This window comes from Rhizobium sp. M1, from assembly GCF_002531805.1.
Taxonomy (GTDB): Bacteria; Pseudomonadota; Alphaproteobacteria; order Rhizobiales; family Rhizobiaceae; genus Rhizobium; species Rhizobium etli_C.
Window position 1 is genome coordinate 45,299 of record NZ_NWSW01000015.1, and the last position, 22,558, is coordinate 67,856.

Consider the following 22,558-nt stretch of genomic DNA (forward strand, 5'->3'; position numbering starts at 1 on the left):
TTGACGGCTCGTTGCTGGGAGGTGAGCCTCGGTGTCGAGGAGGAAAATAAGTCTGGCCCGCTATCGAAAAAACGGTGATAATGTCGATCGAAATTATCGATGGAATGGATGGCAGATGCTTCCGAACCCGACTTTGGACCAGTTGCAGGTGTTTTTGACCGTTGCCGAAACCGGCAGCTTTTCGGCCGCATCGCGGGCGCTGAACCGTGCGCAGTCGGTCGTCAGCTATACGATCGCCAATCTGGAAGCACAGCTGGAAATGCCGCTTTTCGAGCGCTCCGGCGCCCGCCAGCCGAAGCTGACGGAGGCGGGTAAGGCGATGCTCGAGGATGCGCGGCGCATTCTGGGCGACCTGCAGGTCATGCGCGCGCGCGTCAAGAGCCTGCGGGAAGGCCTCGAAGCCGAGGTTTCCGTCGCCATCAGCGTCATGGTGCCTTCCCGCGCGATGGTGGATGTGCTGCACGAATTCCGCGAAAGATACCCGACCGTTTCGTTGAACCTCAATGTCGGTGAACTCGGAATGGTCATGGATCTCGTTCTGAGCGGCAAGGCGACGATCGGTATCGGCGGCGCGGTCCTCAAGCCGGACGATTCGGTGGTCACCGAACGGATCGGCCATTCCTTCATGCTGCCGGTCGCCGCGCCCGACCACCCGCTTGCCGCGATCGGCCGGCCGCTCACGCTCGGCGACGTGCGCGAGGAAGTGCAGCTCGTCGTCACCGACGCGTCAGGCCGGACGAAGGGGCGGGATTTCAACGTTCTTTCCTACAAGACGTGGCGCGTCAGCGATATTGCGACAAAGCACCAGCTGATTAAGGCCGGTCTCGGCTGGGGCGGTCTTCCGGCATCCATCATACATGACGATCTGCGCAGCGGCGCGCTGATCCATCTCGACCTGGATGCCTATGAACAGGGCGAGTATGGCATCTATTCGATGCGCCAGCTCGCCAATCCGCCCGGACCGGCCGCCAGCTGGATGATCGACGCCTTCCGTACGCGGCTTTCCTATTGCCCGAACCAGGCCGATTTTCATGCCGAGATGGCGGAACTGCGCGACACCGCTCCGCCGCTCGCGGCCGAATGACGAAGGCGCGGAGCCGCGCCTTCGCCGATATGCCTTCGGTTAAAGAACCAGCCTGAACTTCGAGAAGCCGTCGGCCCCGTCGCCGGCCTCCTCGATCTTGACGCTCTTGACCGCAGCGAGGAACTGCTTCGCCTTCGGGCCGCTTTCGAAGGTCGCCGTCGTGCCCGGCAGCGGCTTGAAGGTCCAGTTCGCATCGGCCGACGGATTGATCGTGCCCTGCTCGTGGACGTAGCGCACGATGACGTCGCGGTTGGTGTCCGGCGCCTGGAAGATCACCTTGTCGGCAGCGATCTCCGGGAAACTGCCGCCGCCGCCGGCGCGGTAATTGTTGGTGACGACGACGAACTTCTGGGCCGGATCGATCGGCTTGCCATCGAAGGCGAGGTTCTGAATACGGTTGGCATCCGGATTGATCGCCTTGCCGGACGAATCATATTTCGGCGGCTGCGACAGGTCGATCTGATATGTAACGCCGTCGATCACGTCGAAATTGTAAGACGGGAAGTCGGCGTTGAGCAGCGGCGCATCCTTCGCGCCGGCGTCGATGTGATTGAACATGCCGGCCGACATTTCCAGCCAGTTCTTCACCTGGGCGCCGGTGATCGCGACAGCCTGCACCGTGTTCGGATAGAGATAGAGGTCGGCGACGTTCTTGATGGCGATATCGCCGGCCGGCACATCGGTGTAATAGTCGGCGCCGCCGCGGCCGCCGGCCTTGAAGGGAGCTGCGGCCGAAAGCACCGGCAGATCCTTGTACTCGGTGTCGGCGAGCATCTGCTTGATGTACCAGGTCTGGGCCTGGCTGACGACCTGCACGGAAGGATCGTCGGCGACCAGCGCGAAATAGGAATAGAGCGGTGCCGACGTCTTGCCGACCGGCGTGCGGACATAGGCGAGCGTCGCCTCATGCTCGGCCTTGGCGGCTTCGACCACGTCTTTCTTATCGGCGTAGTCGGCGACCACTTTCTTCTTGTCGTCGCGATGGTAGATCGGCCGCGCTTCCGAGGTGAAATCGACGATCTTCCAGCTGTTGCCGTCCTTTTCCAGCAGCAGGTCGATGAGGCCTAGATGCGAACCCCAGAACCCGGCCATCACGGCGGGCTTGCCGTGCAGCGTGCCCTTGACGGGATCGGCATTGGCGATGCCGTCCCAGCTCTTCGAGCCGGGGAAGACGAGATGCTGGTGGCCGGTAAAGATCGCGTCGATGCCTTCGACGGCGGCAAGATGCAGCGAGGCATTTTCCATCTTTTCGGACGGTGCTGCTCCGTCGATGCCGGAATGGGAGAGCGCGATGACGATATCGGCGCCGGCTTCCTTCATGGCGGGAACCCAGGCCTTGGCGGCCTCGACGATGTCGCGGGTCTGCGCCTTGCCTTCGAGGTTCTTGATGTCCCAGAGCATGATCTGCGGCGGTACGAATCCGATGAAGCCGATCTTGACAGGGCTCTCCTTGCCGGCGCCGTCTTTGATCTGCTTTTCGACAATGATGTAGGGTTTGAAGAAGAGATCGTCCTGCTTGGGATCCGAGGCGAGCTGGCCCTTGGTCAAGTTGGCGCAGACGAAGGGGAAGTTCGCGCCGGACAGGACCTTGAACATGAAGTCGAGGCCGTAATTGAATTCGTGATTACCGAGCGTCCCGACCGTGTATCCGAGCGTGTTCATCGCCTTGATCACGGGATGGACGTCGCCGTCCTTCATGCCGTGCTGATAGGCCATGTAGTCGCCCATCGGATTGCCCTGCAGCACGTCGCCATTGTCGATCAGCAGCGAGTTGACGGCCTCTGCGCGGATATTGTCGATGATCGTTCCTGTGCGCGACAGGCCCATCGTGTCGTTCGGCTTGTCGGCGTAATAGTCATAAGGGAAGACGTTGACGTGAATGTCGGTCGTTTCCATCAGCCGCAGATGCGCCTGGTTGGCGTTGGCACGGGCGCTGAAAGGGTGCAGCAGCACCAGGGCGGAAGTCGCGGCGAGACCGCCGAGCAGGGAACGGCGGCTCATGACGCCGACATCAAAAATGGAAGACATGGAACTCTCCTATAGGATCATGCAATCGTCCGGCCCGTCAGAATTAGGACGAATTGGCGAGGAGTACACTGCGAAAATGACAGGACGTCAAAACAATCGGCAGCGAAAGGCGATATGATTTTAAAAGGCAATTTATCGCACCGCGGCGCCAGTCCGGCGCCGACGCAAGGCCGCCATTGCGCACGACGTCAATGTCAATGGCAGCTGCCGGAACGATGTCAGCCGCTCCTTCGGCGCAAAAGCGATGCGGTCCTACGATTTCAGCGTCAATGTCGCCAAATGCGGCGGGCGGTCGCCGTTGGTCATGGCTCTTAGTTGACGCACCGCGAGTACCGGCCGGATTTCCTTATGGAAAAAGCGGAAATAGGAGGAAATCTGCGCCCGCGCATTCGAATTCACGTCGAACTGGATGCCGATGCGGCCATTGTGCTTCCAGCGGATGATGCCTTCGAGCATTCCAAGGTTTTCGGCTTCGATGCGCACCTTGCTGCCGGAAGCGGCATGGAGCGGGGTCTTCGTCTCCAGGGCGGCGCCGGTCACCGACAGGTTGAGAATTCGCACATCCACTTCGCTGTTCAGATATTTCACGCTGCCGAAGACGCGGCAATTCTTCCGATCGGCCTTCCGCGCCGTGATTTTCAAGTTGCTGCTCATGCTGTCTCCCTTTGAAACGCGAGGGGAGCATAGCGCCGGAAAATTGAAATGGTTTTAGGGGCTTGGCTAAAATTGCAGTGAAACTTCAGTTGGCGGCCGCCGCCCTGCGCCCCACCACATGTTCGCGCCAGATGGTGAAGATGCCGGCGGCAACGACGATGACCGAGCCGATGACCGTGTTGAGACTGAGCGTTTCGTCATAGATCGTCACACCGATGATCGAGGCGTAGACCAGTGACAGATAGGTCAGCGGCTGGACGGCGGCGGCATCGAGAACATCGTAGGCGCGGATCAGGAAATAGTGGCTGGAAATGCTGGTGATGCAGACGAGCGCCATCCAGCCCCAGTCGCCCGGCGACATCCAGCTCCAGTAGAACGGGCCGACGAGCGTCATCGTGATGCCGCCGATAACGCCGGTATAGAAGAAGCTGGTCATCGACGAATCGTCGCGGCTGACGAAACGGGTGGCGATGACGTAGAAGGCGAAGTTGAAGCAGGAAAGAATGGCGAGAAGCAATTTCACGTCGAAAAACTCGCCTTCCGGCTTCAGGATCAGCAGCACCCCGCAAAGCCCGACGCCGATCGCCGTCCACCGTCGCCATCCGACCCGCTCGCCGAGGATCGGCATCGACAGCAGCGCGATCAGGATCGGCGTCGCGGAAAAGATCGCTTGCGAGCGGGCAAGGCCGATTACGGCAAAGCAGGTGATGGCCAGAACCACCTGGACGGCCAGCAGCACGCCGCGCACCACCTGAAGAAGCGGCCGCTTTGTGCGGGCCGTCGCCTGGAGGCCGCCGCGCATCTTCGAAGCGAGGACGATCGTGAACAGCGCGAAGGCCCAGTAGCGGATCATCGTCACGAAGATCGGCGGATAAGTCGACGCCAGATGTTTCGAGATGGCGTCCTGCAAAGAGAAGATGGTGGTCGCCAGCAGGGCGAAAATATAACCGTGGGTCTTCGATGTCATGATATGCCGTAAAGGGGAAAACGTCCGCGAGCCCCGAAAGTCTGGGCAGCGTTTCGGCAAATAAGCAAGGCCTCAAAGTCCCACATTCGGCCTGTCGATGATTTCTCTGAGTGCGAAGCTCGAATTGATCTTGACCACATGCGGAAGCGCCGACAGCCAGTCGCGATGGATGCGCTCGTAATCCTCGAGATCGCGGGCGGCGACCCTGAGGATATAGTCGTATTCGCCCGACATCAGGTAACAGACGAGCACGTTCGGGCAGAGCTTCACAGCGGCTTCGAATTCCGCCAGCGTTTTGGCGAACTGGCCGGAGAGCGAGATATGCACGATGGCGATCATCTTGTAATCGAGCGCCTTGTGCGAAAGCCGCGCATGATAGCCGCCGATGACACCGCTTCTTTCGAGGATGTCGAGCCGGCGCGAACAGGCCGAAGGCGACAGGCCGATCTTTTCGGCAAGTTCGGCGTTGGTTATGCGGGCATTGGCCTGCAGGACCTTGAGAATCGCAAGATCGATGGCGTCGAGATCCGTCATTCGAAGAACTTTCGAAAAATAATGATGATGACGCAATAATCCGCGAAAAATCGCTTCTTCGCAAATCGTCTTTGCAAGGACATTTCGCTGTCTTGGTGGTTGGATTCATCGTGCGAGGAGATCCGCGGCTGCGGAAACAGAATGAGAGGAACGCCAATGCGTGTCGGTTGCCCGAAGGAAATCAAGAACCATGAATATCGTGTCGGCCTGACACCGGCCTCGGTGCGCGAATACGTCGCCCATGGCCACGAGGTCTGGGTGGAGACCAAGGCGGGCGCCGGCATCGGCGCCGATGACGCCGCCTACGCGGCGGCTGGCGCGAAGATCGCCGCCTCCGCCAAGGATATCTTCGAAAAGTGCGACATGATCGTCAAGGTGAAGGAGCCGCAACCCTCCGAATGGGCGCAGCTGCGCGACGGTCAGCTTCTCTACACCTATCTGCATCTGGCGCCCGACCCCGAACAGACCAAGGGTCTGATCGCCTCCGGCGTCACCGCGATCGCCTATGAGACGGTGACCGACGAACGCGGTGGCTTGCCGCTGCTGGCGCCGATGTCGGAAGTGGCAGGACGCCTGTCGATCCAGGCGGGAGCGACCGCGTTGCAGAAGGCTAATGGTGGCCTCGGCGTCCTGCTCGGCGGCGTACCCGGCGTGCTGCCGGCCAAGGTCGCGGTGATCGGCGGCGGCGTTGTCGGCCTGCACGCCGCCAGGATGGCCGCCGGCCTCGGCGCCGATGTCAGCATTCTCGACAAGTCGCTGCCGCGCCTTCGCCAGCTCGACGACATTTTTGCCGGTCGTGTGCACACCCGTTATTCCAGCATCCAGGCATTGGAGGAGGAGGTCTTTTCGGCCGATCTCATCATCGGCGCCGTGCTCATTCCAGGGGCGGCTGCCCCGAAACTCGTCACGCGCGAAATGCTCTCCGGCATGAAGAAGGGCTCCGTCATCGTCGACGTCGCCATCGACCAGGGCGGTTGCTTCGAGACCTCGCATGCGACGACCCATTCCGATCCGACCTATGAAGTCGACGGCGTGGTGCATTATTGCGTCGCCAACATGCCGGGCGCTGTGCCCGTCACTTCGGCGCACGCGCTGAACAACGCCACACTGGTCCATGGCCTGGCGCTCGCCGATCGCGGCTTGCGCGCCATTGCCGAAGACAAGCACTTGAGAAACGGCCTCAATGTGCATAAGGGCCGCATCACCAACAAGCCGGTCGCCGAAGCGCTCGGCTATGAGGTCTTCGCGCCGGAGAGTGTGCTTAACGTAGCGTAAGTTACCTGACTCGGGGTTAGGCGCCGGTCTCCACCAGGATCGGTGCCTTTGCCTTGTCGATCCGGCACTGGAAGCAGTTGTTGCGCGCCGAGCGCACATGCACATAGGCGATGTCGGGCCGCGCGAGCAATGTCTCGGCATAGGCGGGAATATCGGCGATAGCGGTCACAGCGCCGGTGCCGTAGACGATGCGGTCATTGGCGCTGTAGCCGCGGACAATGAAATTGGGACTCATGGTCAGTATCGGCGGCTGGATCTCCTCGGCGGCGTAACGCCGGCACGGCTGTTTGTGGAGGAAAATCGGCCCGGTTTCGGCATAGGGCTGCAGTTCCGGAAACGGCCGGTAGGCGAAAACCAGCAGTTCCTCGCCCTCTTCGATATTCCGCAGGCAATGGCGGCAGGGGTTGCCGTCACCATCGGAAACCATCGTCTCAGGCAAATTCCCATAGGCATCGCGGCCGCCATTCCAAAGGGCTCTGGCATCGGCAGTCGGCATGGCGGCAAAACGGATGGCGGTCATGGCAAATCTCCTTGGTGGTTGCCATGAAATGCGCCCAGGTCATCGCCCAAGCCACCCGTTTCTTGCGCCTGCTATTATTTGTCGAGATCGCCGCGGCAAATTCGTTCGTGAAGCCAGGCATGCCAATTCCTCAACGCGTGGAGGAAATTTCCACCTCGCCTCCCTCATTCCTGTGCTTGTCACAGGAATCCAGCGCGCCCAAGTCCTTGGGCGCGATAGACTATTTCCGCTATAGTATTGCTTCATTCACGGCGCAGACGCGCCGTAGCTGGATTCCTGTGACAAGCACAGGAATGAGGGGCGGCCGGGGTAGGCGCTTTCCCCATATAGCCTGCTATACCCGATATGGGTAGCAAGCAGACACGTGCACCGGGAACCACCCCCTCAGCCTTTCCGCGCGATCTCCAGCAGTTCCTTGTCGCTCAGCGGCCGGACGATGCCGGTGCCGGTCGAGACCGGGGAGAAGCCGTACATCTGGTAGAGCTGCAGCGCGCGCGGATGGTCGAGATTGTTGGTTGTGGTGGTGACCCGCTTCGGATTGAGCGACCAGATGGCATAGAGCGCCTGCAGCAGGAACCATTTGCCGATGCCGAGGCCGAGCGCATGTTCGATCAGGCCGAAATGGCAGAGTTCGATCGTATCCTCGTCCTCGCAGAAATATTCATAGAAGCCGGCAGGGGCGCCGTTCACATAGAGAACGCTGATATTGTTCCGCTTGTCGTTCAGCGTCTGGGTCAGCTGCTCGTCGCTCATGCGCAACCGGTCCACCCATTGCCAGCGCGCGCCCACCTGCCGGTAGAGATAGCGATAGAAGGGTAGCGGTATGCCGGGCGCGCGCATGATCGCTGTCTGGATATTGACCGGCACCGGCATGCTGGTTTTCGGCGCCGCCGTCATTTCGAGACGAGTGATGTGAGCTTTCAGCGAAGCGGGTGTCTTCCCCATGGCGATCAGGCTTTGACCGGCGTCGGCGGGCCGATGACAACGGGCGTATCGTCACGGCTGCCCCATTCGCTCCATGAACCGTCATAAAGCTTGTTGTCGTGATGGCCGAGCGATTCCAGCGCCAGCGTGATGATGGCCGCCGTGATTCCCGAGCCGCAGGAGGTGACGACTGGCTTCGAAAGATCGATGCCGGCCTCCTCGATCGTCTGGCGGAGTTCGGGCAGTGATTTGAACCGGCCCTGGCTGGCAAAGACGCCGGAAGGCAGGCTACGGGCGCCGGGCATATGGCCGGAGCGCATGCCGGCCCGCGGCTCAGGCTCGGTGGCGGCGAAGCGGCCGGCGCTGCGGGCATCGGCGATCTGCATCGCGCCGCTCGAGACGATGTCGCGCATGGCATCGAGCCTCACCACGCGGCTCGCATCGAAGTTCGGCGTGAAGGTCGCGGGCGCATGGCCGGGCACCGTGGTTTCGAGCGGACGACCCTCGGCCTTCCAGCCGTCGAGACCGCCGTCGAGCACGAAGACGTTCTTTGCCCCCATGACCCGGAACAGCCACCAGACCCGCGGCGAGGCGAACACGCCGATGCCGTCATAAACGACGATGCGATCGTTCTCGCTGATGCCGAGCCGGCCGGCCTCAATGGCGAAATAATCGGGCGAGGGGATCGTGTGTGGCAGCGACGTCGAATGGTCGGCGATCTTGTCCTGGTCGAAACGGATGGCGCCGGGAATATGGCCGGCCGCGTATTCGGCATCGGCGTCGCGTTTCTGCGCCGGCAGATAGAAGGAGGCGTCCAGCACACGCAGATCCGGTTTGCCGAGCTCGGCCTGCAGCCAGTCGGCGGAGACGACGAAACGGCTCTTGCTCTCAGTCATTTGGGTCTCCCTTGTCAGGCTTCGTCGCCGGGCGCACCGAAGCGGATGCGGAAGCGCCGGTTTTCCTTGCCCTTTTTTTCGATCTTGGCGATATGGATCTGACCGACTTCCTGCGTCTCCGAGACATGTGTGCCGCCGCAGGGCTGGCTGTCAATCGAGGAGTTCTCGCCGATGCAGACGAGGCTGACACGACCGAGGCCGATCGGCGGGCGCACGTTCTTCGATTTGACGATATCAGGATTGGCCGCAAGCTCGTCGTCGGTGATCCATTGCAGGTAGACCGGATGGTTCTGGCCGACCAGTTCCATCAGCCTGGCGGTGACCTCGTCCTTATCGATCGTCTCGCTCATGTCGAAGTCGATGCGGCTTTCCTCCTCGCCGACCGCGGCCCCGGTGATCGGATAGGAGCAGACGACGGAAAGCAGGTGGCAAGCCGTGTGCATGCGCATCAGCCTGTAGCGGCGCGGCCAATCGACATGCAGCACCAGCGTCTCGCCGATCTCAGGCTGCGGCGCATTGTCGAGCGGCACGTGGATGATGATATCCTTGCTCGCGCCATGTTTCGTCTGGCCGAGCCCGATCTTGCTGCCGTCGGCCCGTTCAAGCTGACCGGTGTCACCGGGCTGGCCGCCCGATGCCGCATAGAAGCAGGTCTGGTCGAGTTCGATGCCCCCGTCGTCGTGAACGGCGGTGACGACCGCCTCGCATGTCGAGAGATAGAAGTCGTCACGGTAGAGGGCATTGACGGGCATGGGTCTCACACGGGTTCGAAGGGAACGTGTATGTCGGACGTCCTAGCCATCCAGCCCGGAACGGGCAGTCCCTTCGACCTCAGGAAATCCGGATTGAAGAGCTTCGACTGATAGCGGTTGCCGTAGTCGCAGAGGATTGTCACCACCGTGTGACCTGGCCCGAGATCCCGGGCGAGATTGACGGCGCCGGCAATATTGATCGCCGTCGAGCCGCCGAGGCACAGGCCCTCGTTTTCGACGAGATCGAAAAGATAGGGAAGGGCTTCGGCATCGGAGATCCGATAGGAAAAGTCCGGCGTGAAGCCCTCGAGATTGGCGGTGATGCGGCCCTGGCCGATGCCCTCGGTGATCGATGAACCTTCGGATTTCAGCGTGCCGTTCTGGTAGAATTCATAGAGAGCGGCGCCGTCGGGATCGGCGATGCCGATCTTGACGTCGGCCTTGAAAGCCTTGAGGCCGGCAGCGACACCTGCCAGCGTGCCGCCCGAACCGACGGAGCAGATAAAGCCGTCGATCTTGCCGTCGGTGTCGTTCCAGATTTCCGGCGCGGTCGTTTCGACATGCGCCTGCCGGTTGGCGACGTTGTCGAACTGGTTCGCCCAGATCGCTCCGTTCGGCTCGCTCTTCGCCATCTGCTCGGCGAGCCGCCCGGACACCTTCACATAGTTGTTCGGGTTCTTGTAGGGAACGGCGGGCACTTCGACGAGTTCGGCGCCGAGCAGTTTCAGCGCGTCCTTCTTTTCCTGGCTCTGCGTTTCCGGGATGACGATCACGGTGCGGTAGCCGAGCGCCTTGGCCACCAGCGTCAGCCCGATGCCGGTATTGCCGGCCGTGCCTTCGACGATGACGCCACCGGGCCGGAGCAGCCCCTTCCGTTCGGCGTCGCGGATGATGTAGAGCGCGGCACGGTCCTTGACCGACTGGCCGGGGTTCAGGAACTCCGCCTTGCCGAGAATGGTGCAGCCGGTTGCCGCCGAGGCGCCCTTGAGTTTGATCAGGGGCGTATTGCCGATGGCTTCGAGGACGGAGGGGTGGAAGGTCATGGAATCTGCCTCTTTCGAACTCTTACTTTAAGAACGGTCTTTTCCCTTCACAAGGCTGTGTTGGCAAGAAATGCTATTCCATGCCTCTGTCGGCCACGACAAAATTTCGCTTTCCCTGCCCGAAAAGGCGCACCGCACGCCATCCGGCGGTTGCGCGGTGATCCGAAGATTGACTTTACCCGTACGGATGACGACAAAGCGAAACGGAGCGCAGCAACAGGGCGTGACCAAAACCGACATGGTTCACGAGCAGATCGATACGATCGACGCATTGATGGCGCATTACGTCGCCGGCTCCTTGCCCGGGCCGGCACGGGTGCTCGTACGATCCCATCTGCAAATGAAGCCGGAGAATCGAAGCCTGGTGAGCAGCCTCGAGCTTTTGGCCGGGGAAGCCCTGGAAAGCACGCCGGAAGCCACCATTGCCGATCGCGACCAGCGGCTTGCTGCGATCTTTGCCTCTGCGCCTCCTGCCTCCGAATCCCATGTTTCCACGGGGCCACAAAGGGCGTTGTTTCCCCAGGCTTTGCGCGATCTCCTCGGCTTCGAAGCCGAGGACGTGCCTTGGCGCCGGCGCTTGCCCGGTTTCAAGGAATATTCGTTCGGGATGGAGGGCTGCGAAGTCAGCCTGATGTGGATCCGTCCGGGCCGGGCCTTACCGGCTCACACCCATAAAGGCATGGAACTGATCCTGATCCTCGATGGCGCTTTCAACGATGAACGCGGCCGTTTCGGTCCCGGCGACATCTCCGTTGCCGACGAGACGGTCGAGCATCGGCCGGTCGCCGAGAAGGACAGGCCCTGCATCGCCTTTGCCGTTTCCGACGGGCCGATCAAGCTCACCGGATCCCTCCGTCAGATGATCGGCGACCTGATCGGCTGAAAGCAGCCACAATGGTGTGATAGAGCCATAAATCCGGGAGGAGATGTGAACTTCCGGACCTGTCTCGTGTTGGTCAGGCTGAGCCGGAGGAACATGTCATGCGTGATTTCATCGCCCGTCCCGAACATGGAATCGTCTGGATATCGGGCGCGAGTTCCGGCATCGGGCGGGCGCTTGCGCTGAAGCTCGCCGGCGAGGGATACAAGGTCGCCGTCACCGCCAGAAGCCATGAAAAATTGGTCGAACTGCAGGCCGAGGCCAGCGGCCTTGACGGCAGCATCGTCGTTCTCGACGGCGACGTCACCGATGCCGAGGACATGGAACATATCATGGCCTCCATCGAATACGAGCACGGCACGCTCGCCATGGCGATCCTCAATGCCGGCGTCTATCTGCCTGTTCATGCCGAGGACCTGCACCGCGCCGATTTCGAAAAGAGCTTCGCCGTCAATCTTTCCGGCGTCGTCAACTGTCTGTTGCCGGCGATCCGCCACATGAAGGTGAAAGGGCAGGGGCAGATCGCCATCGTCTCCTCCGTTTCCGGCTATGGCGGCCTGCCGACGGGGGCGGCCTATGGCGCCACCAAGGCGGCGCTGATCAACATGGCCGAAAGCCTGAAGTTCGATCTCGACAAGATGGGCATCCGCATCCAGCTCGTCAGCCCAGGCTTCATCGATGCCCCGGCGACAGGCAAGAGCGCCTTGCCGAAGACGGCGCAGGTGTCGCCTGAGGAGGCTGCCCGGCAGATCGCAGCCGGACTGAAATCGCAGGCGTTCGAGATCACTTTCCCCGGGCGCTTCACCACGATGCTGAAGCTTGCGCGTCTGCTTCCCTACGGCGCTTATTTCCCGCTGGTGAACCGCTTGACCGGCTGGCGCGAACGGCCGTCATCGGCAGGTCACCATCCGGCGACACCGCATCCGGCGGAATGATCAACTGCGCGAGAACACCACCTGGCGCACATCGATATTGCGGGCCCGAAAGCCGGCTTCGCAATAGAACAGATAGAATTCCCAGAGCCGTTTGAAACGCTCGTCGAAGCCCATCGGGCGGATGCGTTCCCAGACCGACCGGAAGCGCTCGCGCCATTCGGCAAGCGTACGGGCGTAATCGAGCCCGAAGCTGAAGTCCCTGACCAGTGACAGATCGACCTTGCCGGCGAGTTCGGCCAGGTGGTTGCGCGTCGGCAGCATGCCGCCGGGAAAAACGTATTTCTGAATGAAGTCGGGATTGCTGCGATATTGGTCGAAGGCTTCGGGCCGGATGGTGATGATCTGCAGGCCGGCCTTGCCGCCCGGCTTCAGGCATTGCCGGAGCTTGGAGAAATAGGACGGCCAATATTTTTCGCCGACCGCCTCGAACATCTCGATCGAGACGATCCGGTCGTAGAGCCCGGTCTCGTCGCGGTAGTCCTGGAAGCGGAATTCGACGCGATCGCCAAGACCGGCCTTTTCGATGCGCGCTTCGGCATAGGCGAGCTGCTCGCGGCTGATCGTCAGCCCGGTGACTTTGCAGTTCAGCTCGCCGGCTGCGAATTCGGCAAAACCGCCCCAACCGCAGCCGATCTCCAGCACATGATCCCCAGGCCTGATGCCGGTCGCCTCGGCAAGCGCGCGGTATTTGGCATTCTGTGCCGATTGCAGGTCGTTGGCGCCGGTGGAATAGAGAGCGGAGGAATAGGTCATGCTCGGATCGAGCCATTCCCGGTAGAATTCGTTGCCGAGGTCGTAATGGGCGGCGATGTTGCGCTTCGAGCCCGCTTTGGTATTGGCGTTCATCCAATGGCGGACACGCTCGACCAGGCGCCCGACGCCGCTTTTGCCATGCGCATAGCTGTGCGCGGCCTCGCCATTGACGAGGAAGAGCTCGAGGAAGGCGGCGATGTCGGGGCTGTCCCAATCGCCGTCCATATAAGTCTCTGCGACCCCGATCGTGCCGCTTGTTAGCGCCCGGTAGGCAAGGTTCCAGTTGTAGAGGCTGAGGGCCGCCTTCGGCCCCGCCTGCTTGCCCTCGATCAGCAGCCTGCGGCCATCGGGCAGGGTGACGGCAAGCGAGCCGTGCTGCATGCGCAGAAGTCCGCGCAGCGCCAGCTTGGCCTTGAATGGCAGACCCTTCACCAGACGGGATATGTTGTCGGCCGTCAGCGTCACCGCGTCACGGGCCAGCAGATTCCAATCCTGCGCCTTGCTCATCTCTCCTCCTCCAGCATTTTTTCGCCGGTTAGGGACGACGATACATCCGTGACGATGTGCTCGGGCGGCCTCCGGCCATTGTCCTTGAAAGCTAGCGCATCGGCCCGAAAATCGGAATCGATTTTCAGGCTGCTACGAATCTACGGATGGTCGGATCAAGAGTTTCATCCGAAGAGAAAGGCTTTTGGTGATCGCCGCGACATGAAAAAGGCCGGCGTGAACCGGCCTTTTCTCAAAGCGGGCGAAGGCCTGCTCAGTTGTCGTATTCGCGGCATGCTTCGCTGATCGATGCGCCGCTCTGTCCGCCACGGGTGTCGACGCCCGACATCTGCTGCGGCATGCCGGGGCATTCCATGGTTTGCGGCCGGCCGGTGCTCTGCGTCGTGGTCGGATCGACCGGAGCGACCTGCACTGGATACATGCCATTGTCGCTGTTGGTGTAATCCGACGAATAGTTACCCGAACTCGGATCGGTCGAGCCGCCATTCGTCGGCCCGATCGGATCGGGGTTCGACTGGGCAAAGGCCGACGACGCCATGCCGATCGCGAGCAGCGAAGCGGCAATAAGGGATTTGGTCATGAGGATATCCTCCTTTGATTTTCATCTTGGATGACCCTGGTGTAACTGCGTCACGGAATCATTGTTCCGAAATTTGCGAAAAACCTGCACGCTGGCCTTGCATGGTTACGCATAAACCTTAACGGGCGAAGCCGCTGGATCGTTGCCACTGCCTGTCTTAGGGCATGACGAAACGCCAATCCGCAGCATGAGGCCACTATGTTCGTTTCTCCCCGCGAGGCCGCAGATATCGGTCTGCAGATTGCGCTTTCACTTGCTTTGACGGCAGGTGGCATGGCGATCGCCTCCGCGGCGATGGGCGGCGAAAAAGCCGGCGTTTCCGCGATCGACGTCAGCCGCCCCTTGTTATGGACCGCCATTCCGACGCGCGTCGAGCCGACAGCACAGTCTTATCTGCGGGCCGACGCGCCGGCCGAACTGGAGCTTGCCGCCGGCACCGGCGACCTCTGCCATGACCGGATCGGCCTCCGCCTCTCCTGCGACCTGATCGCCACTTCGGGCGCCGCCGCTTTCTAGGGCGGATTTGCGACATCGTCGCCGTCACACTCTCGAAAGCTTGCAAAACATGGCGATTTGCCGTTTCATCGCGTCCAGCGATCGCCACCCGACTCTTTTTCCCGAAGGATTCAGCCTTTTGTCCCAGCCGATGCCCCATGGCTTCGAGAAGCCTTATGCCGCCTTCCTGTTCGATATGGACGGCACCATTCTCAATTCGATCCGTGCTGCCGAACGTGTCTGGAGCGACTGGGCAAGGCGTCAGGGGCTCGATGTCGCAGACTTTCTGCCGAAGATGCATGGATCGCGCGGCGTCGACACGATCGCCCGGCTGAACCTGCCGGGCGTCGATCCCGAACATGAAGCCAGGCTGGTGACCGAGGCCGAGATCGCCGATGTCGGCGATGTCGTCGCCATTTCGGGTGCCGCAGCATTCCTGAGCTCGCTGCCGCCGGATCGCTGGGCGATCGTCACCTCATCGCCTTTGCGACTTGCCCGCCGGCGGCTGGAGGCGGCAGGCCTGTCGCTGCCGAAATTCATGGTGACGGCTGAGGATGTGAAGGTCGGAAAACCCGATCCGCAATGTTATATTCTCGGCGCCGAACGCCTCGGCGTCAGCACGCAGGACTGCCTGGTTTTCGAGGATGTCGCCGCCGGCATTACTGCCGGCGAGGCGGCGGGCGCCGATGTCATGGTCGTCACGGCGACCCATCATGACAAGATGGAAACGCCGCACCCGACCTTCGCATCCTATGACGAGATCTCGGTCCGCATCTCAGCCGACCATAAGATGTTTATCGTGCCGAACGCGGCCTGACATCAGCCGCGTTACGGTTTCCTGCCTTTCATTCCGCGGCCGCGGCAAGACAGCGATCGATGATCCTGCCGATTTCGCCGCGGCAGGAGCCGCAATTGGTTCCGGCGCTGGTTTCCTTGCCGACCGCCTCGACGCTGTGGCATCCGCCGCGCACGGCAGCGGCGATCTGGTTGACCCCGACGCTGAAGCAGGAGCAGACGGTGGCGCCTGGATCCGGCCTGCCGGCGCCGGGACGGCCCGCGACGAGCGCAAAACGTTTCCTCAGATCATCATGTGCGGCGGAGAGCTGCGAGATCGCCCAGTTGCGCGCGACGGCGACCGGCTCGCGAGCAAGGAACAATGCGGCGAGCAGCGTCTCGCCATCGAAGAAGGCGAGCCGGAGGTCGCCGGTTTGCCGGTCGGCATAACCCAGCGGTTCGATCTCATCAGGAATGGCGAAAACCGCCCGGCACCAGGCCGTCCAGTCTTCGACGGTCCGGTCGAAGGCAAGCTCCAGCCGCCAGCCGCCCTCGGCTTTCGCCAGCGCCCAATAGGCCGCGTCAGGTGTTACGGGTTTTGTCGCCGAGACGGCGAAACCGTAATGGCTGGCGGGGAAGGGCCGGACGGCGACAGCGACGTTCTTCGACGCCGGCTGGCCGGAAAAGGGATCGGTGATCGGTGCGACCACGGCGTCGATCCGCGCTTTTGCCGCGAACTGGTCGTTCCAGTGCATCGGCGCGAAGATGCCGCCACGCGCCTGGCGATCGGTCACCAGCGCCCGCACGATCGCCTTGCCGTGCGGGCTGTCGATCTCGACGAGGCCGGCGCTCGATATACCGGTCTCGATCGCGTCGCGCGGATGGATCTCCGCAAAGGGTTCGGCGATATGGGCGGAAAGCCGCGCGCTCTTTCCGGTTCGCGTCATCGTGTGCCACTGGTCGCGGATGCGCCCGGTATTCAGCGTGAAGGGAAAATCGGCATTGGTGCGATCGGTTGCCGGCGGCTCCACCGCGACGAAGCGCGCCTTGCCGTCGGCATGGTAGAAACCGCCATCGGCGAAGAAGCGGGTGATGCTGGGCGCGCTCCCTGCCGGCTGCGGCCACTGGAACGGCGACAGTTCGTCGTAGGTGGTGCCGGTCATGCCGGCGCGGGCGCCGATGTCGAAGTCGCGGCTGCCGTTGTTTTCGAAGGCGGACAGGGCGGCGTGTTCGGCGAAGATTTCGGCCGGCGCATCGAAAGCGAAGGCGGTGGCAAATCCCATGCGGCGTGCGACCTCCGCAAGCTGCCACCAGTCGGCCTTGGCATCGCCGGGGATGCCGAGAAACGGCCGCTGCCTGGAAATGCGCCGTTCGGAATTGGTGACGGTGCCGTCCTTCTCGCCCCAGCCGAGCGAGGGCAGAAGCACCTGCGCGTGCCGGGCCGTATCCGTCTCTTTCAGTATGTCGGAGACAACGACGAAGGGACAGGCGGCAATCGCGCTTTCGACGCTATCGGCGTCCGGCATCGAGACAACAGGATTGGTGGCCATAATCCAGAGCGCCTTGATGCGCCCGTCGGCCACCGCGCGGAACATGTCGACCGCTTTCAAACCGGGTTTTGCGGCGATGACCGGCGATTCCCAAAAGCGCTGAACGCGGTCGCGGTCTTCAGGATTTTCGATCGCCATATGGGCGGCAAGCATGTTGGCGAGACCGCCGACTTCGCGCCCGCCCATGGCGTTAGGCTGGCCGGTCAGCGAGAAGGGGCCCATGCCGGGGCGGCCGACGCGGCCGGTCGCCAGATGGCAGTTGAGGATGGCATTGACCTTGTCGGTGCCGGACGAGGATTGGTTGACGCCCTGGCTGTAGCAGGTCACCACCTTCGAGGTCGTCTCGAACAGACGGAAGAATTCCCGGATCTGCATGGCCGGCAGGCCGGTCCGCTCGAGGAGATCGTTGATATCAAGTGCTGCGGCGGCCGCAAAGGCGCCGGCGAAGCCCTCCGTATGGGCGGCGATATAATTCTGGTCGATCGCCGGGCTTGTCGAAAGATGCGCGAGCAGCCCCATGAACAGCGCGACATCGCCGTCCGGGCGGATGGCCAGATGCAGGTCGGCGATATCGCATGTCATCGTCCGGCGCGGATCGATGACGACGATGCGCATGTTCGGCCGCGCCGCTTTTGCGGCGGCCAGCCGCTGGTAGATGACGGGATGGCACCAGGCGAGGTTGGAGCCGGTGAGCACCACGAGGTCCGCGAGTTCGATATCCTCATAGGTCCCGGGCACGGTATCGGCGCCGAAGGCGCGGCGATGCCCGGCCACCGACGAGGACATGCAGAGCCTGGAATTGGTGTCGATATTGGCCGAACCGATGAAGCCCTTCATCAGCTTGTTGGCGAGGTAATAATCCTCGGTCAGCAACTGGCCGGAGACGTAGAAGGCGACGGAATCAGGTCCGTGCTCGGCGATCGTTTCGGAAAAACGCCGGGCGACCAGATCGAGCGCCTCGTCCCAGCCGCTGCGTGCGCCTGCGATTTCGGGATAAAGAAGCCGGCCGTCGAGATCGATGGTTTCGGCAAGCGCCGAACCTTTCGAGCAGAGCCGGCCGAAATTCGACGGATGCTCGGGATCTCCCTTGACGCTGACGGCGCCGGCTTCGTCGACCGTGGCGATAACGCCGCAGCCGACGCCGCAATAGGGGCAGGTGGTCTTGACCTCAGCCGCCATTATTCAGCCGCCATCAACAGGCTTTCCAGCGCGATGAAGAGGGCGCCGTCCTCGTTGCGGACCGGTATGGTCCGCACCGCGCCCTCGTCGGCGCCGAGCGCCTTGCCGGTTTCCAGCGAGATCACCCAGTTGTGCAGCGGGCAGGTGACGGCCTTGGCATGCACGATGCCTTGGGAGAGCGGGCCGCCCTTGTGCGGGCAGTGATCCTCGATGGCGAAGACCTCGTTTTCGGCCGTGCGGAAGACGGCGATCTTGCCCTGCGGCGTCTTCACGCAGCGCGCGCCCCGCAGCGGAATATCGGAGATGTCACCGATTGCGATCCAATTCATGTCCATCTCCTTACTCGGCAGCCTGCGGATAGCCGATCGTCGCCATCGGCTTGAACTCGTGTTTGTCCTTGCCGGAAACACGCTCCGACCAGGGATCGACCTGGGCAAATTTCTGGGAGAAGACGAAGCGGTCATAATAGGCCTTGCGCTTTTCACCATCGTCCATGATCTGGCGGCGGATTTCGTCCAGGCCGACGCGCTTGGCCCATTTGTAGATGCGCTCGAGATAGCGGGCCTGCTCGCGATACATCTGCGTCAGCGCCACGATATGCTCCAGCGCCTCGTCCTCGGTCTTCACCAGGCCGAGCACCTCGGTGCCCTTGATGTCGAGACCGGCCGCACCGGCGAAATGGATCTCGAAACCGGAATCCACGCAGATCACCCCGATATCCTTGCAGGTCGCTTCGGCGCAATTGCGCGGGCAGCCGGACACGGCCATTTTCAGCTTGGCCGGCGTCCACGAGCCCCACATGAATTTCTCGATGCGGATACCGAGACCAGTGGAGTCCTGGGTACCGAACCGGCACCAGTCCGAGCCGACACAGGTTTTCACCGTACGCAGGCCCTTGGCATAGGCCTGGCCGGAGACGAAACCGGCCTTGCCGAGATCGGCCCAGACGGCGGGCAGGTCTTCCTTCTCGATGCCGAGCAGGTCGATGCGCTGGCCGCCCGTCACCTTGACCATGGGGATCTCGAACTTGTCGACGACATCGGCGATGGCGCGCAGTTCGTTCGAATTGGTGACGCCGCCCCACATGCGCGGCACGACGGAATAGGTGCCGTCCTTCTGGATGTTGGCGTGGACGCGCTCATTGATGAAACGCGACTGGTAGTCGTCGGCATATTCGTCCGGCCAGTCGCAGACGAGGTAATAATTGAGCGCCGGCCGACACTTGGCGCAGCCGCAGGAGGTCTTCCATTCCAATTCCTGCATGACGGCAGGAATGCTCTTCAGACCTTTCGCCTTGATCAGGCGGCGAACATCGTCATGGCCGAGTTCGGTACAGCTGCACATCGGCTGTACGGCAGCCGGGTTGTAGCCGTCGCCGAGCGTCAGCGCCATCAGTTGTTCGACGAGGCCGGTGCAGGAGCCGCAGGAGGCGGACGCCTTGGTATGGGCGCGCACGTCGTCCAGCGACGTCAGTCCTTTGCTCGTGATCGTCGAGGTGATCTTGCCCTTGCATACGCCGTTGCAGCCACAGATTTCCGCGTCATCCGGCAAGGCTGCAACGGCCGCCATAGGGTCCAGCGGCGACCCTCCCTGATAGGCCTGACCGAAGATCAGCGTCTCGCGCATCTCCGAAATATCGGTCGCCTTCTTCTTCAGATCGTTGAACCAGGCGCCGTCGGCAGTCTCGCCGTAAAGCACGGTGCCGATGATCTTGTTGTCCTTCAGCACCAGGCGCTTGTAGACGCCGGCGCTGGCATCGCGCAGCACGATCTCCTCGCGGTCGTCGCCATCGGCGAAATCCCCGAGCGAATAGAGTTCGATGCCAGTGACCTTCAGCTTGGTCGGCGTGTCCGCATGCACGAAAGCCGGTGAACGGTCGTCCGAGAGATGTGCCGCGGCAATGCGGGCCATCTCGTAAAGCGGCGCGACGAGGCCGTAGACCATGCCGCCGACTTCGGCGCATTCGCCGAGCGCGAAAATATCGCCGTCCGAGGTCTGCATGCCGGCATCGACGACGATGCCGCGATTGACCGCAAGGCCGGCGTCCTTCGCCAGGCCGACGCTCGGACGAATGCCGACGGCCATGACGACGAGGGTTGCCGGGATGATGCGGCCGTCGTCGAGTTCGATGCCTTCGACCTTGCCATTGCCGATGATCGCCTTGGTATTGGCCTTGCAGATGACCTTGATGCCGCGTTCCTCGACTGCCTTCTGCAGGAGATAGCCGGCGGCGGGATCGAGCTGGCGCTCCATCAGCGTCGGCATGACGTGCAGCACGGTGACGTCCATGCCGCGCTGGGCAAGGCCGGCTGCCGCTTCGAGGCCAAGCAGACCGCCGCCGATGACGACCGCCTTTTCGCGCGACTGGGCGGCGAGCAGCATCGCCTGCACATCGTCTAGATCGCGATAGGTGATGACGCCGGGCAGATCCTTGCCGGGAACCGGGATGATGAAGGGCACGGAACCGGTGGCGATCACCAGCTTGTCGTAGCTTTCGGTGACGCCGTGGTCGGAGGTGACCGTCTTGGCGGCGCGATCGATGTTGACGATCTTGTGGCCCTTGTAGAGCATGATGCCGTGCTTGATGTACCAGCCGTCACCGTGAATGATGATCTGCTCGTAGTCCTTCTCTCCCGAGAGAACCGGCGACAGCATGATGCGGTCGTAATTGACGCGCGGCTCGGCGTTGAAGATCGTGACGTCATAGCGTCCGGGCGACTGTTCGAAGAGGTGCTCCAGCATGCGCCCGGGCGCCATGCCATTGCCGATGATGACGAGTTTTTCGGTCATACGTTCAAGTCCCTTGGATTAGGTTGCAGCCACGGGCGCCGAGTGCCCCTGGCGCGACAGTTGCTTGACGGACAGGTGCATCCAGATCAGCGAAATCGCCACGATTGCGAAGAGCAGCAGGAAGCAGCTGGACCAGAGGCCGGTCATGTCCTTGAGGAGGCCGAAGGCGATCGGCAGGATGAAGCCGCCAAGACCGCCCATCATGCCGACGACGCCGCCGACGGCACCGACGCTGTCGGCATAGTAGGCCGGGATGTGCTTGTAGACGGCAGCCTTGCCGAGGCTCATGAAGAAGCCGAGCACGAAGATGACGACGATGAAGATGACGGGTGTGATGGTCGCAGCCGGCAGCGATAGAATGAGCGTGGCCACGGCCGACACGGCAAACATTGCGTACATCACGCTGCGTGCGCCCTTCTTATCCGACAGCACGCCGCCGAAGGCGCGGAAGATGCTGCCCGGGATCGAGTAGGCCGCCGCGATCATGCCGGCAGTTTCGAGGTTGAAGCCGTAGACGCCGACCAGATAGCGCGGCAGCCACAGCGACAGGGCGACGAAGCCGCCGAAGGCGAAGAAATAGTAGAGCGAGAAGCGCCAGACCTGGACGTTCTGCAGCGGCGCGAATTCCTGGGCAAGGCTCTTGGAGGCGACGCCGCGCTCGCGGCGAAGACGGAAGGCCGGATCGTCGGTGGTGGTGAACCAGAAGACGACCGCCATCAGCGCCAGACAGACGGCCCAGATTTCCGCAACCGCCTGCCAGCCCCAGGCGAGCAGAACAAAGGGAGCGGCGAATTTCGTCACGGCCGCGCCGACATTGCCGGCGCCGAAGATGCCGAGCGCCGTTCCCTGCTTCTCTGCCGGGAAGAAGGGCGAGACATAAGCGACGCCGACCGCGAAGGAGCCGCCGGCAAGCCCGACGCCGAGGCCGGCGATCAGCATCTGCGTATAGGTGTGGGCGTAGGAGAGCAGAAAAGTCGCCACTGCCGCAGCAAGCATCGTAAGCGTGTAAACGAGACGGCCGCCGTAACGCCCCGTCCAGATGCCGAGGACGATGCGCACGAGCGAACCGGTGAGAACCGGGGTGCCGATCAGCAATCCGAACTCGGCCTCGTTGAGGTTGAGTTCCTGCTTGATGCGGACGCCGATGATCGCGAAGATCGTCCAGACGGCAAAACAGAGGGTGAAGGCGACCGTGGAGATCCACAGGGCCTTGGCTGGTTCGCCGGTGGACATAGGCTGCGCTTTCTCGATGACAGACATGGCTTCTCCGTGGCCCGACAAGGTCGCGCCGATCCATCGCTGGGGTTAAAAACAAAAAAGCCGCTGGTCAGGTTGCGCATGCACGAGGCGCGCGAACTATCCTGATCAGCGGCTTTGCTGGTGGCGCCCGCCGTTGGACGCCCAATTCTTGGTCTTCTGCGAGCGCCTATTGCGCTCT

Annotated in this window: 21 protein-coding genes; 6 read left to right on the forward strand and 15 right to left on the reverse strand. The window is 62.1% G+C overall.

The features are described from left to right. The first annotated feature begins 115 nt into the window (after positions 1 to 115). Positions 116 to 1,084: a LysR family transcriptional regulator gene (locus CO655_RS15855; protein ID WP_097607002.1), complete on the forward strand. Its 969-nt coding sequence runs from the start codon at positions 116 to 118 to the stop codon at positions 1,082 to 1,084. A gap of 39 nt (positions 1,085 to 1,123) precedes the next feature. Here CO655_RS15855 and CO655_RS15860 read toward each other — a convergent pair whose 3' ends face one another. The 4 genes from CO655_RS15860 to CO655_RS15875 form a co-directional block, all read right to left on the reverse strand. Then, the gene (locus tag CO655_RS15860) at positions 1,124 to 3,112 is read right to left on the reverse strand and encodes a bifunctional 2',3'-cyclic-nucleotide 2'-phosphodiesterase/3'-nucleotidase (protein ID WP_097665418.1); all 1,989 of its coding nucleotides are present in this window, start codon (positions 3,110 to 3,112) and stop codon (positions 1,124 to 1,126) included. A gap of 252 nt (positions 3,113 to 3,364) precedes the next feature. Further along, positions 3,365 to 3,766, reverse strand: a complete 402-nt coding sequence (locus CO655_RS15865; RefSeq protein WP_097607004.1) for a PilZ domain-containing protein — start codon at positions 3,764 to 3,766, stop codon at positions 3,365 to 3,367. 85 nt (positions 3,767 to 3,851) lie between these two features. Next, positions 3,852 to 4,733: a DMT family transporter gene (locus tag CO655_RS15870; protein ID WP_097607005.1), complete on the reverse strand. Its 882-nt coding sequence runs from the start codon at positions 4,731 to 4,733 to the stop codon at positions 3,852 to 3,854. A 72-nt stretch (positions 4,734 to 4,805) separates the two neighbouring features. Further along, positions 4,806 to 5,267: an Lrp/AsnC family transcriptional regulator gene (locus CO655_RS15875; RefSeq protein WP_097607006.1), complete on the reverse strand. Its 462-nt coding sequence runs from the start codon at positions 5,265 to 5,267 to the stop codon at positions 4,806 to 4,808. Positions 5,268 to 5,423: 156 nt separating this feature from the next. On the opposite strand from CO655_RS15875, the gene ald reads away from it, so the two are divergent. Beyond that, entirely contained in the window at positions 5,424 to 6,542 is a 1,119-nt protein-coding gene (gene ald, locus CO655_RS15880; protein WP_097665419.1) for an alanine dehydrogenase, read from the forward strand. A 16-nt stretch (positions 6,543 to 6,558) separates the two neighbouring features. Here ald and CO655_RS15885 read toward each other — a convergent pair whose 3' ends face one another. From CO655_RS15885 to CO655_RS15910, 5 genes are all read right to left on the reverse strand, one after another. Further along, entirely contained in the window at positions 6,559 to 7,062 is a 504-nt protein-coding gene (locus CO655_RS15885; RefSeq protein ID WP_097665420.1) for a DUF1203 domain-containing protein, read from the reverse strand. A 384-nt stretch (positions 7,063 to 7,446) separates the two neighbouring features. Further along, positions 7,447 to 8,007 (reverse strand): GNAT family N-acetyltransferase, encoded by a 561-nt coding sequence (locus CO655_RS15895; protein WP_097579049.1) that lies wholly within the window; start codon positions 8,005 to 8,007, stop codon positions 7,447 to 7,449. Between the two features lie 5 nt (positions 8,008 to 8,012). Beyond that, positions 8,013 to 8,882, reverse strand: a complete 870-nt coding sequence (gene sseA, locus CO655_RS15900; protein WP_097665421.1) for a 3-mercaptopyruvate sulfurtransferase — start codon at positions 8,880 to 8,882, stop codon at positions 8,013 to 8,015. A gap of 14 nt (positions 8,883 to 8,896) precedes the next feature. After that, the gene (locus tag CO655_RS15905) at positions 8,897 to 9,634 is read right to left on the reverse strand and encodes an alanyl-tRNA editing protein (protein WP_097607010.1); all 738 of its coding nucleotides are present in this window, start codon (positions 9,632 to 9,634) and stop codon (positions 8,897 to 8,899) included. 5 nt (positions 9,635 to 9,639) lie between these two features. Next, entirely contained in the window at positions 9,640 to 10,677 is a 1,038-nt protein-coding gene (locus CO655_RS15910; RefSeq protein WP_097665422.1) for a cysteine synthase A, read from the reverse strand. A 223-nt stretch (positions 10,678 to 10,900) separates the two neighbouring features. Here CO655_RS15910 and CO655_RS15915 point away from each other — a divergent pair, with 223 nt between their 5' ends. Next, complete coding sequence (locus CO655_RS15915) at positions 10,901 to 11,560, forward strand: ChrR family anti-sigma-E factor (protein WP_176539262.1); 660 nt, start codon at positions 10,901 to 10,903, stop codon at positions 11,558 to 11,560. Positions 11,561 to 11,658: 98 nt separating this feature from the next. Then, positions 11,659 to 12,492, forward strand: a complete 834-nt coding sequence (locus CO655_RS15920) for an SDR family NAD(P)-dependent oxidoreductase (protein WP_097665423.1) — start codon at positions 11,659 to 11,661, stop codon at positions 12,490 to 12,492. Here the strand turns inward: CO655_RS15920 and CO655_RS15925 are convergent, their stop codons facing one another. Both CO655_RS15925 and CO655_RS15930 read right to left on the reverse strand, forming a co-directional pair. Then, entirely contained in the window at positions 12,493 to 13,752 is a 1,260-nt protein-coding gene (locus CO655_RS15925) for a cyclopropane-fatty-acyl-phospholipid synthase family protein (RefSeq protein WP_097665424.1), read from the reverse strand. It lies immediately after the preceding gene. A gap of 253 nt (positions 13,753 to 14,005) precedes the next feature. Next, positions 14,006 to 14,332, reverse strand: a complete 327-nt coding sequence (locus tag CO655_RS15930; protein WP_097665425.1) for a hypothetical protein — start codon at positions 14,330 to 14,332, stop codon at positions 14,006 to 14,008. Positions 14,333 to 14,530: 198 nt separating this feature from the next. On the opposite strand from CO655_RS15930, the gene CO655_RS15935 reads away from it, so the two are divergent. Continuing rightward, complete coding sequence (locus CO655_RS15935; RefSeq protein WP_097665426.1) at positions 14,531 to 14,848, forward strand: hypothetical protein; 318 nt, start codon at positions 14,531 to 14,533, stop codon at positions 14,846 to 14,848. A gap of 118 nt (positions 14,849 to 14,966) precedes the next feature. After that, a complete protein-coding gene (locus CO655_RS15940) occupies positions 14,967 to 15,644 on the forward strand; it encodes an HAD family hydrolase (RefSeq protein ID WP_097665505.1) in 678 nt (225 codons plus the stop codon). Between the two features lie 28 nt (positions 15,645 to 15,672). On the opposite strand, the gene CO655_RS15945 is transcribed toward CO655_RS15940, so the two are convergent. The 4 genes from CO655_RS15945 to CO655_RS15960 are packed head-to-tail and all read right to left on the reverse strand — an operon-like array spanning position 15,673 to position 22,380. Beyond that, the gene (locus CO655_RS15945; protein WP_097665427.1) at positions 15,673 to 18,330 is read right to left on the reverse strand and encodes a nitrate reductase; all 2,658 of its coding nucleotides are present in this window, start codon (positions 18,328 to 18,330) and stop codon (positions 15,673 to 15,675) included. After that, a complete protein-coding gene (gene nirD, locus CO655_RS15950) occupies positions 18,330 to 18,665 on the reverse strand; it encodes a nitrite reductase small subunit NirD (protein WP_170964722.1) in 336 nt (111 codons plus the stop codon). Before nirD ends, CO655_RS15945 begins: the two co-directional genes overlap by 1 nt. A 4-nt stretch (positions 18,666 to 18,669) precedes the next feature. Further along, entirely contained in the window at positions 18,670 to 21,120 is a 2,451-nt protein-coding gene (nirB, locus tag CO655_RS15955) for a nitrite reductase large subunit NirB (RefSeq protein ID WP_097665428.1), read from the reverse strand. 18 nt (positions 21,121 to 21,138) lie between these two features. Further along, positions 21,139 to 22,380 carry a nitrate/nitrite transporter gene (locus CO655_RS15960; protein ID WP_097607017.1) on the reverse strand — a complete coding sequence of 414 codons (1,242 nt, stop codon included), beginning with the start codon at positions 22,378 to 22,380 and terminating at the stop codon, positions 21,139 to 21,141. Between the last annotated feature and the right edge of the window lie 178 nt (positions 22,381 to 22,558).

Bases quoted from the DNA above. Each gene is read 5' to 3' on its own strand.
- CO655_RS15855 (WP_097607002.1), top strand. From the start codon at position 116: ATGCTTCCGAACCCGACTTTGGACCAGTTGCAGGTGTTTTTGACCGTT.
- CO655_RS15860 (WP_097665418.1), bottom strand. From the start codon at position 3,112: ATGTCTTCCATTTTTGATGTCGGCGTCATGAGCCGCCGTTCCCTGCTC.
- CO655_RS15865 (WP_097607004.1), bottom strand. From the start codon at position 3,766: ATGAGCAGCAACTTGAAAATCACGGCGCGGAAGGCCGATCGGAAGAAT.
- CO655_RS15870 (WP_097607005.1), bottom strand. From the start codon at position 4,733: ATGACATCGAAGACCCACGGTTATATTTTCGCCCTGCTGGCGACCACC.
- CO655_RS15875 (WP_097607006.1), bottom strand. From the start codon at position 5,267: ATGACGGATCTCGACGCCATCGATCTTGCGATTCTCAAGGTCCTGCAG.
- ald (WP_097665419.1), top strand. From the start codon at position 5,424: ATGCGTGTCGGTTGCCCGAAGGAAATCAAGAACCATGAATATCGTGTC.
- CO655_RS15885 (WP_097665420.1), bottom strand. From the start codon at position 7,062: ATGACCGCCATCCGTTTTGCCGCCATGCCGACTGCCGATGCCAGAGCC.
- CO655_RS15895 (WP_097579049.1), bottom strand. From the start codon at position 8,007: ATGGGGAAGACACCCGCTTCGCTGAAAGCTCACATCACTCGTCTCGAA.
- sseA (WP_097665421.1), bottom strand. From the start codon at position 8,882: ATGACTGAGAGCAAGAGCCGTTTCGTCGTCTCCGCCGACTGGCTGCAG.
- CO655_RS15905 (WP_097607010.1), bottom strand. From the start codon at position 9,634: ATGCCCGTCAATGCCCTCTACCGTGACGACTTCTATCTCTCGACATGC.
- CO655_RS15910 (WP_097665422.1), bottom strand. From the start codon at position 10,677: ATGACCTTCCACCCCTCCGTCCTCGAAGCCATCGGCAATACGCCCCTG.
- CO655_RS15920 (WP_097665423.1), top strand. From the start codon at position 11,659: ATGCGTGATTTCATCGCCCGTCCCGAACATGGAATCGTCTGGATATCG.
- CO655_RS15925 (WP_097665424.1), bottom strand. From the start codon at position 13,752: ATGAGCAAGGCGCAGGATTGGAATCTGCTGGCCCGTGACGCGGTGACG.
- CO655_RS15930 (WP_097665425.1), bottom strand. From the start codon at position 14,332: ATGACCAAATCCCTTATTGCCGCTTCGCTGCTCGCGATCGGCATGGCG.
- CO655_RS15935 (WP_097665426.1), top strand. From the start codon at position 14,531: ATGTTCGTTTCTCCCCGCGAGGCCGCAGATATCGGTCTGCAGATTGCG.
- CO655_RS15945 (WP_097665427.1), bottom strand. From the start codon at position 18,330: ATGGCGGCTGAGGTCAAGACCACCTGCCCCTATTGCGGCGTCGGCTGC.
- nirD (WP_170964722.1), bottom strand. From the start codon at position 18,665: ATGGACATGAATTGGATCGCAATCGGTGACATCTCCGATATTCCGCTG.
- nirB (WP_097665428.1), bottom strand. From the start codon at position 21,120: ATGACCGAAAAACTCGTCATCATCGGCAATGGCATGGCGCCCGGGCGC.
- CO655_RS15960 (WP_097607017.1), bottom strand. From the start codon at position 22,380: ATGTCTGTCATCGAGAAAGCGCAGCCTATGTCCACCGGCGAACCAGCC.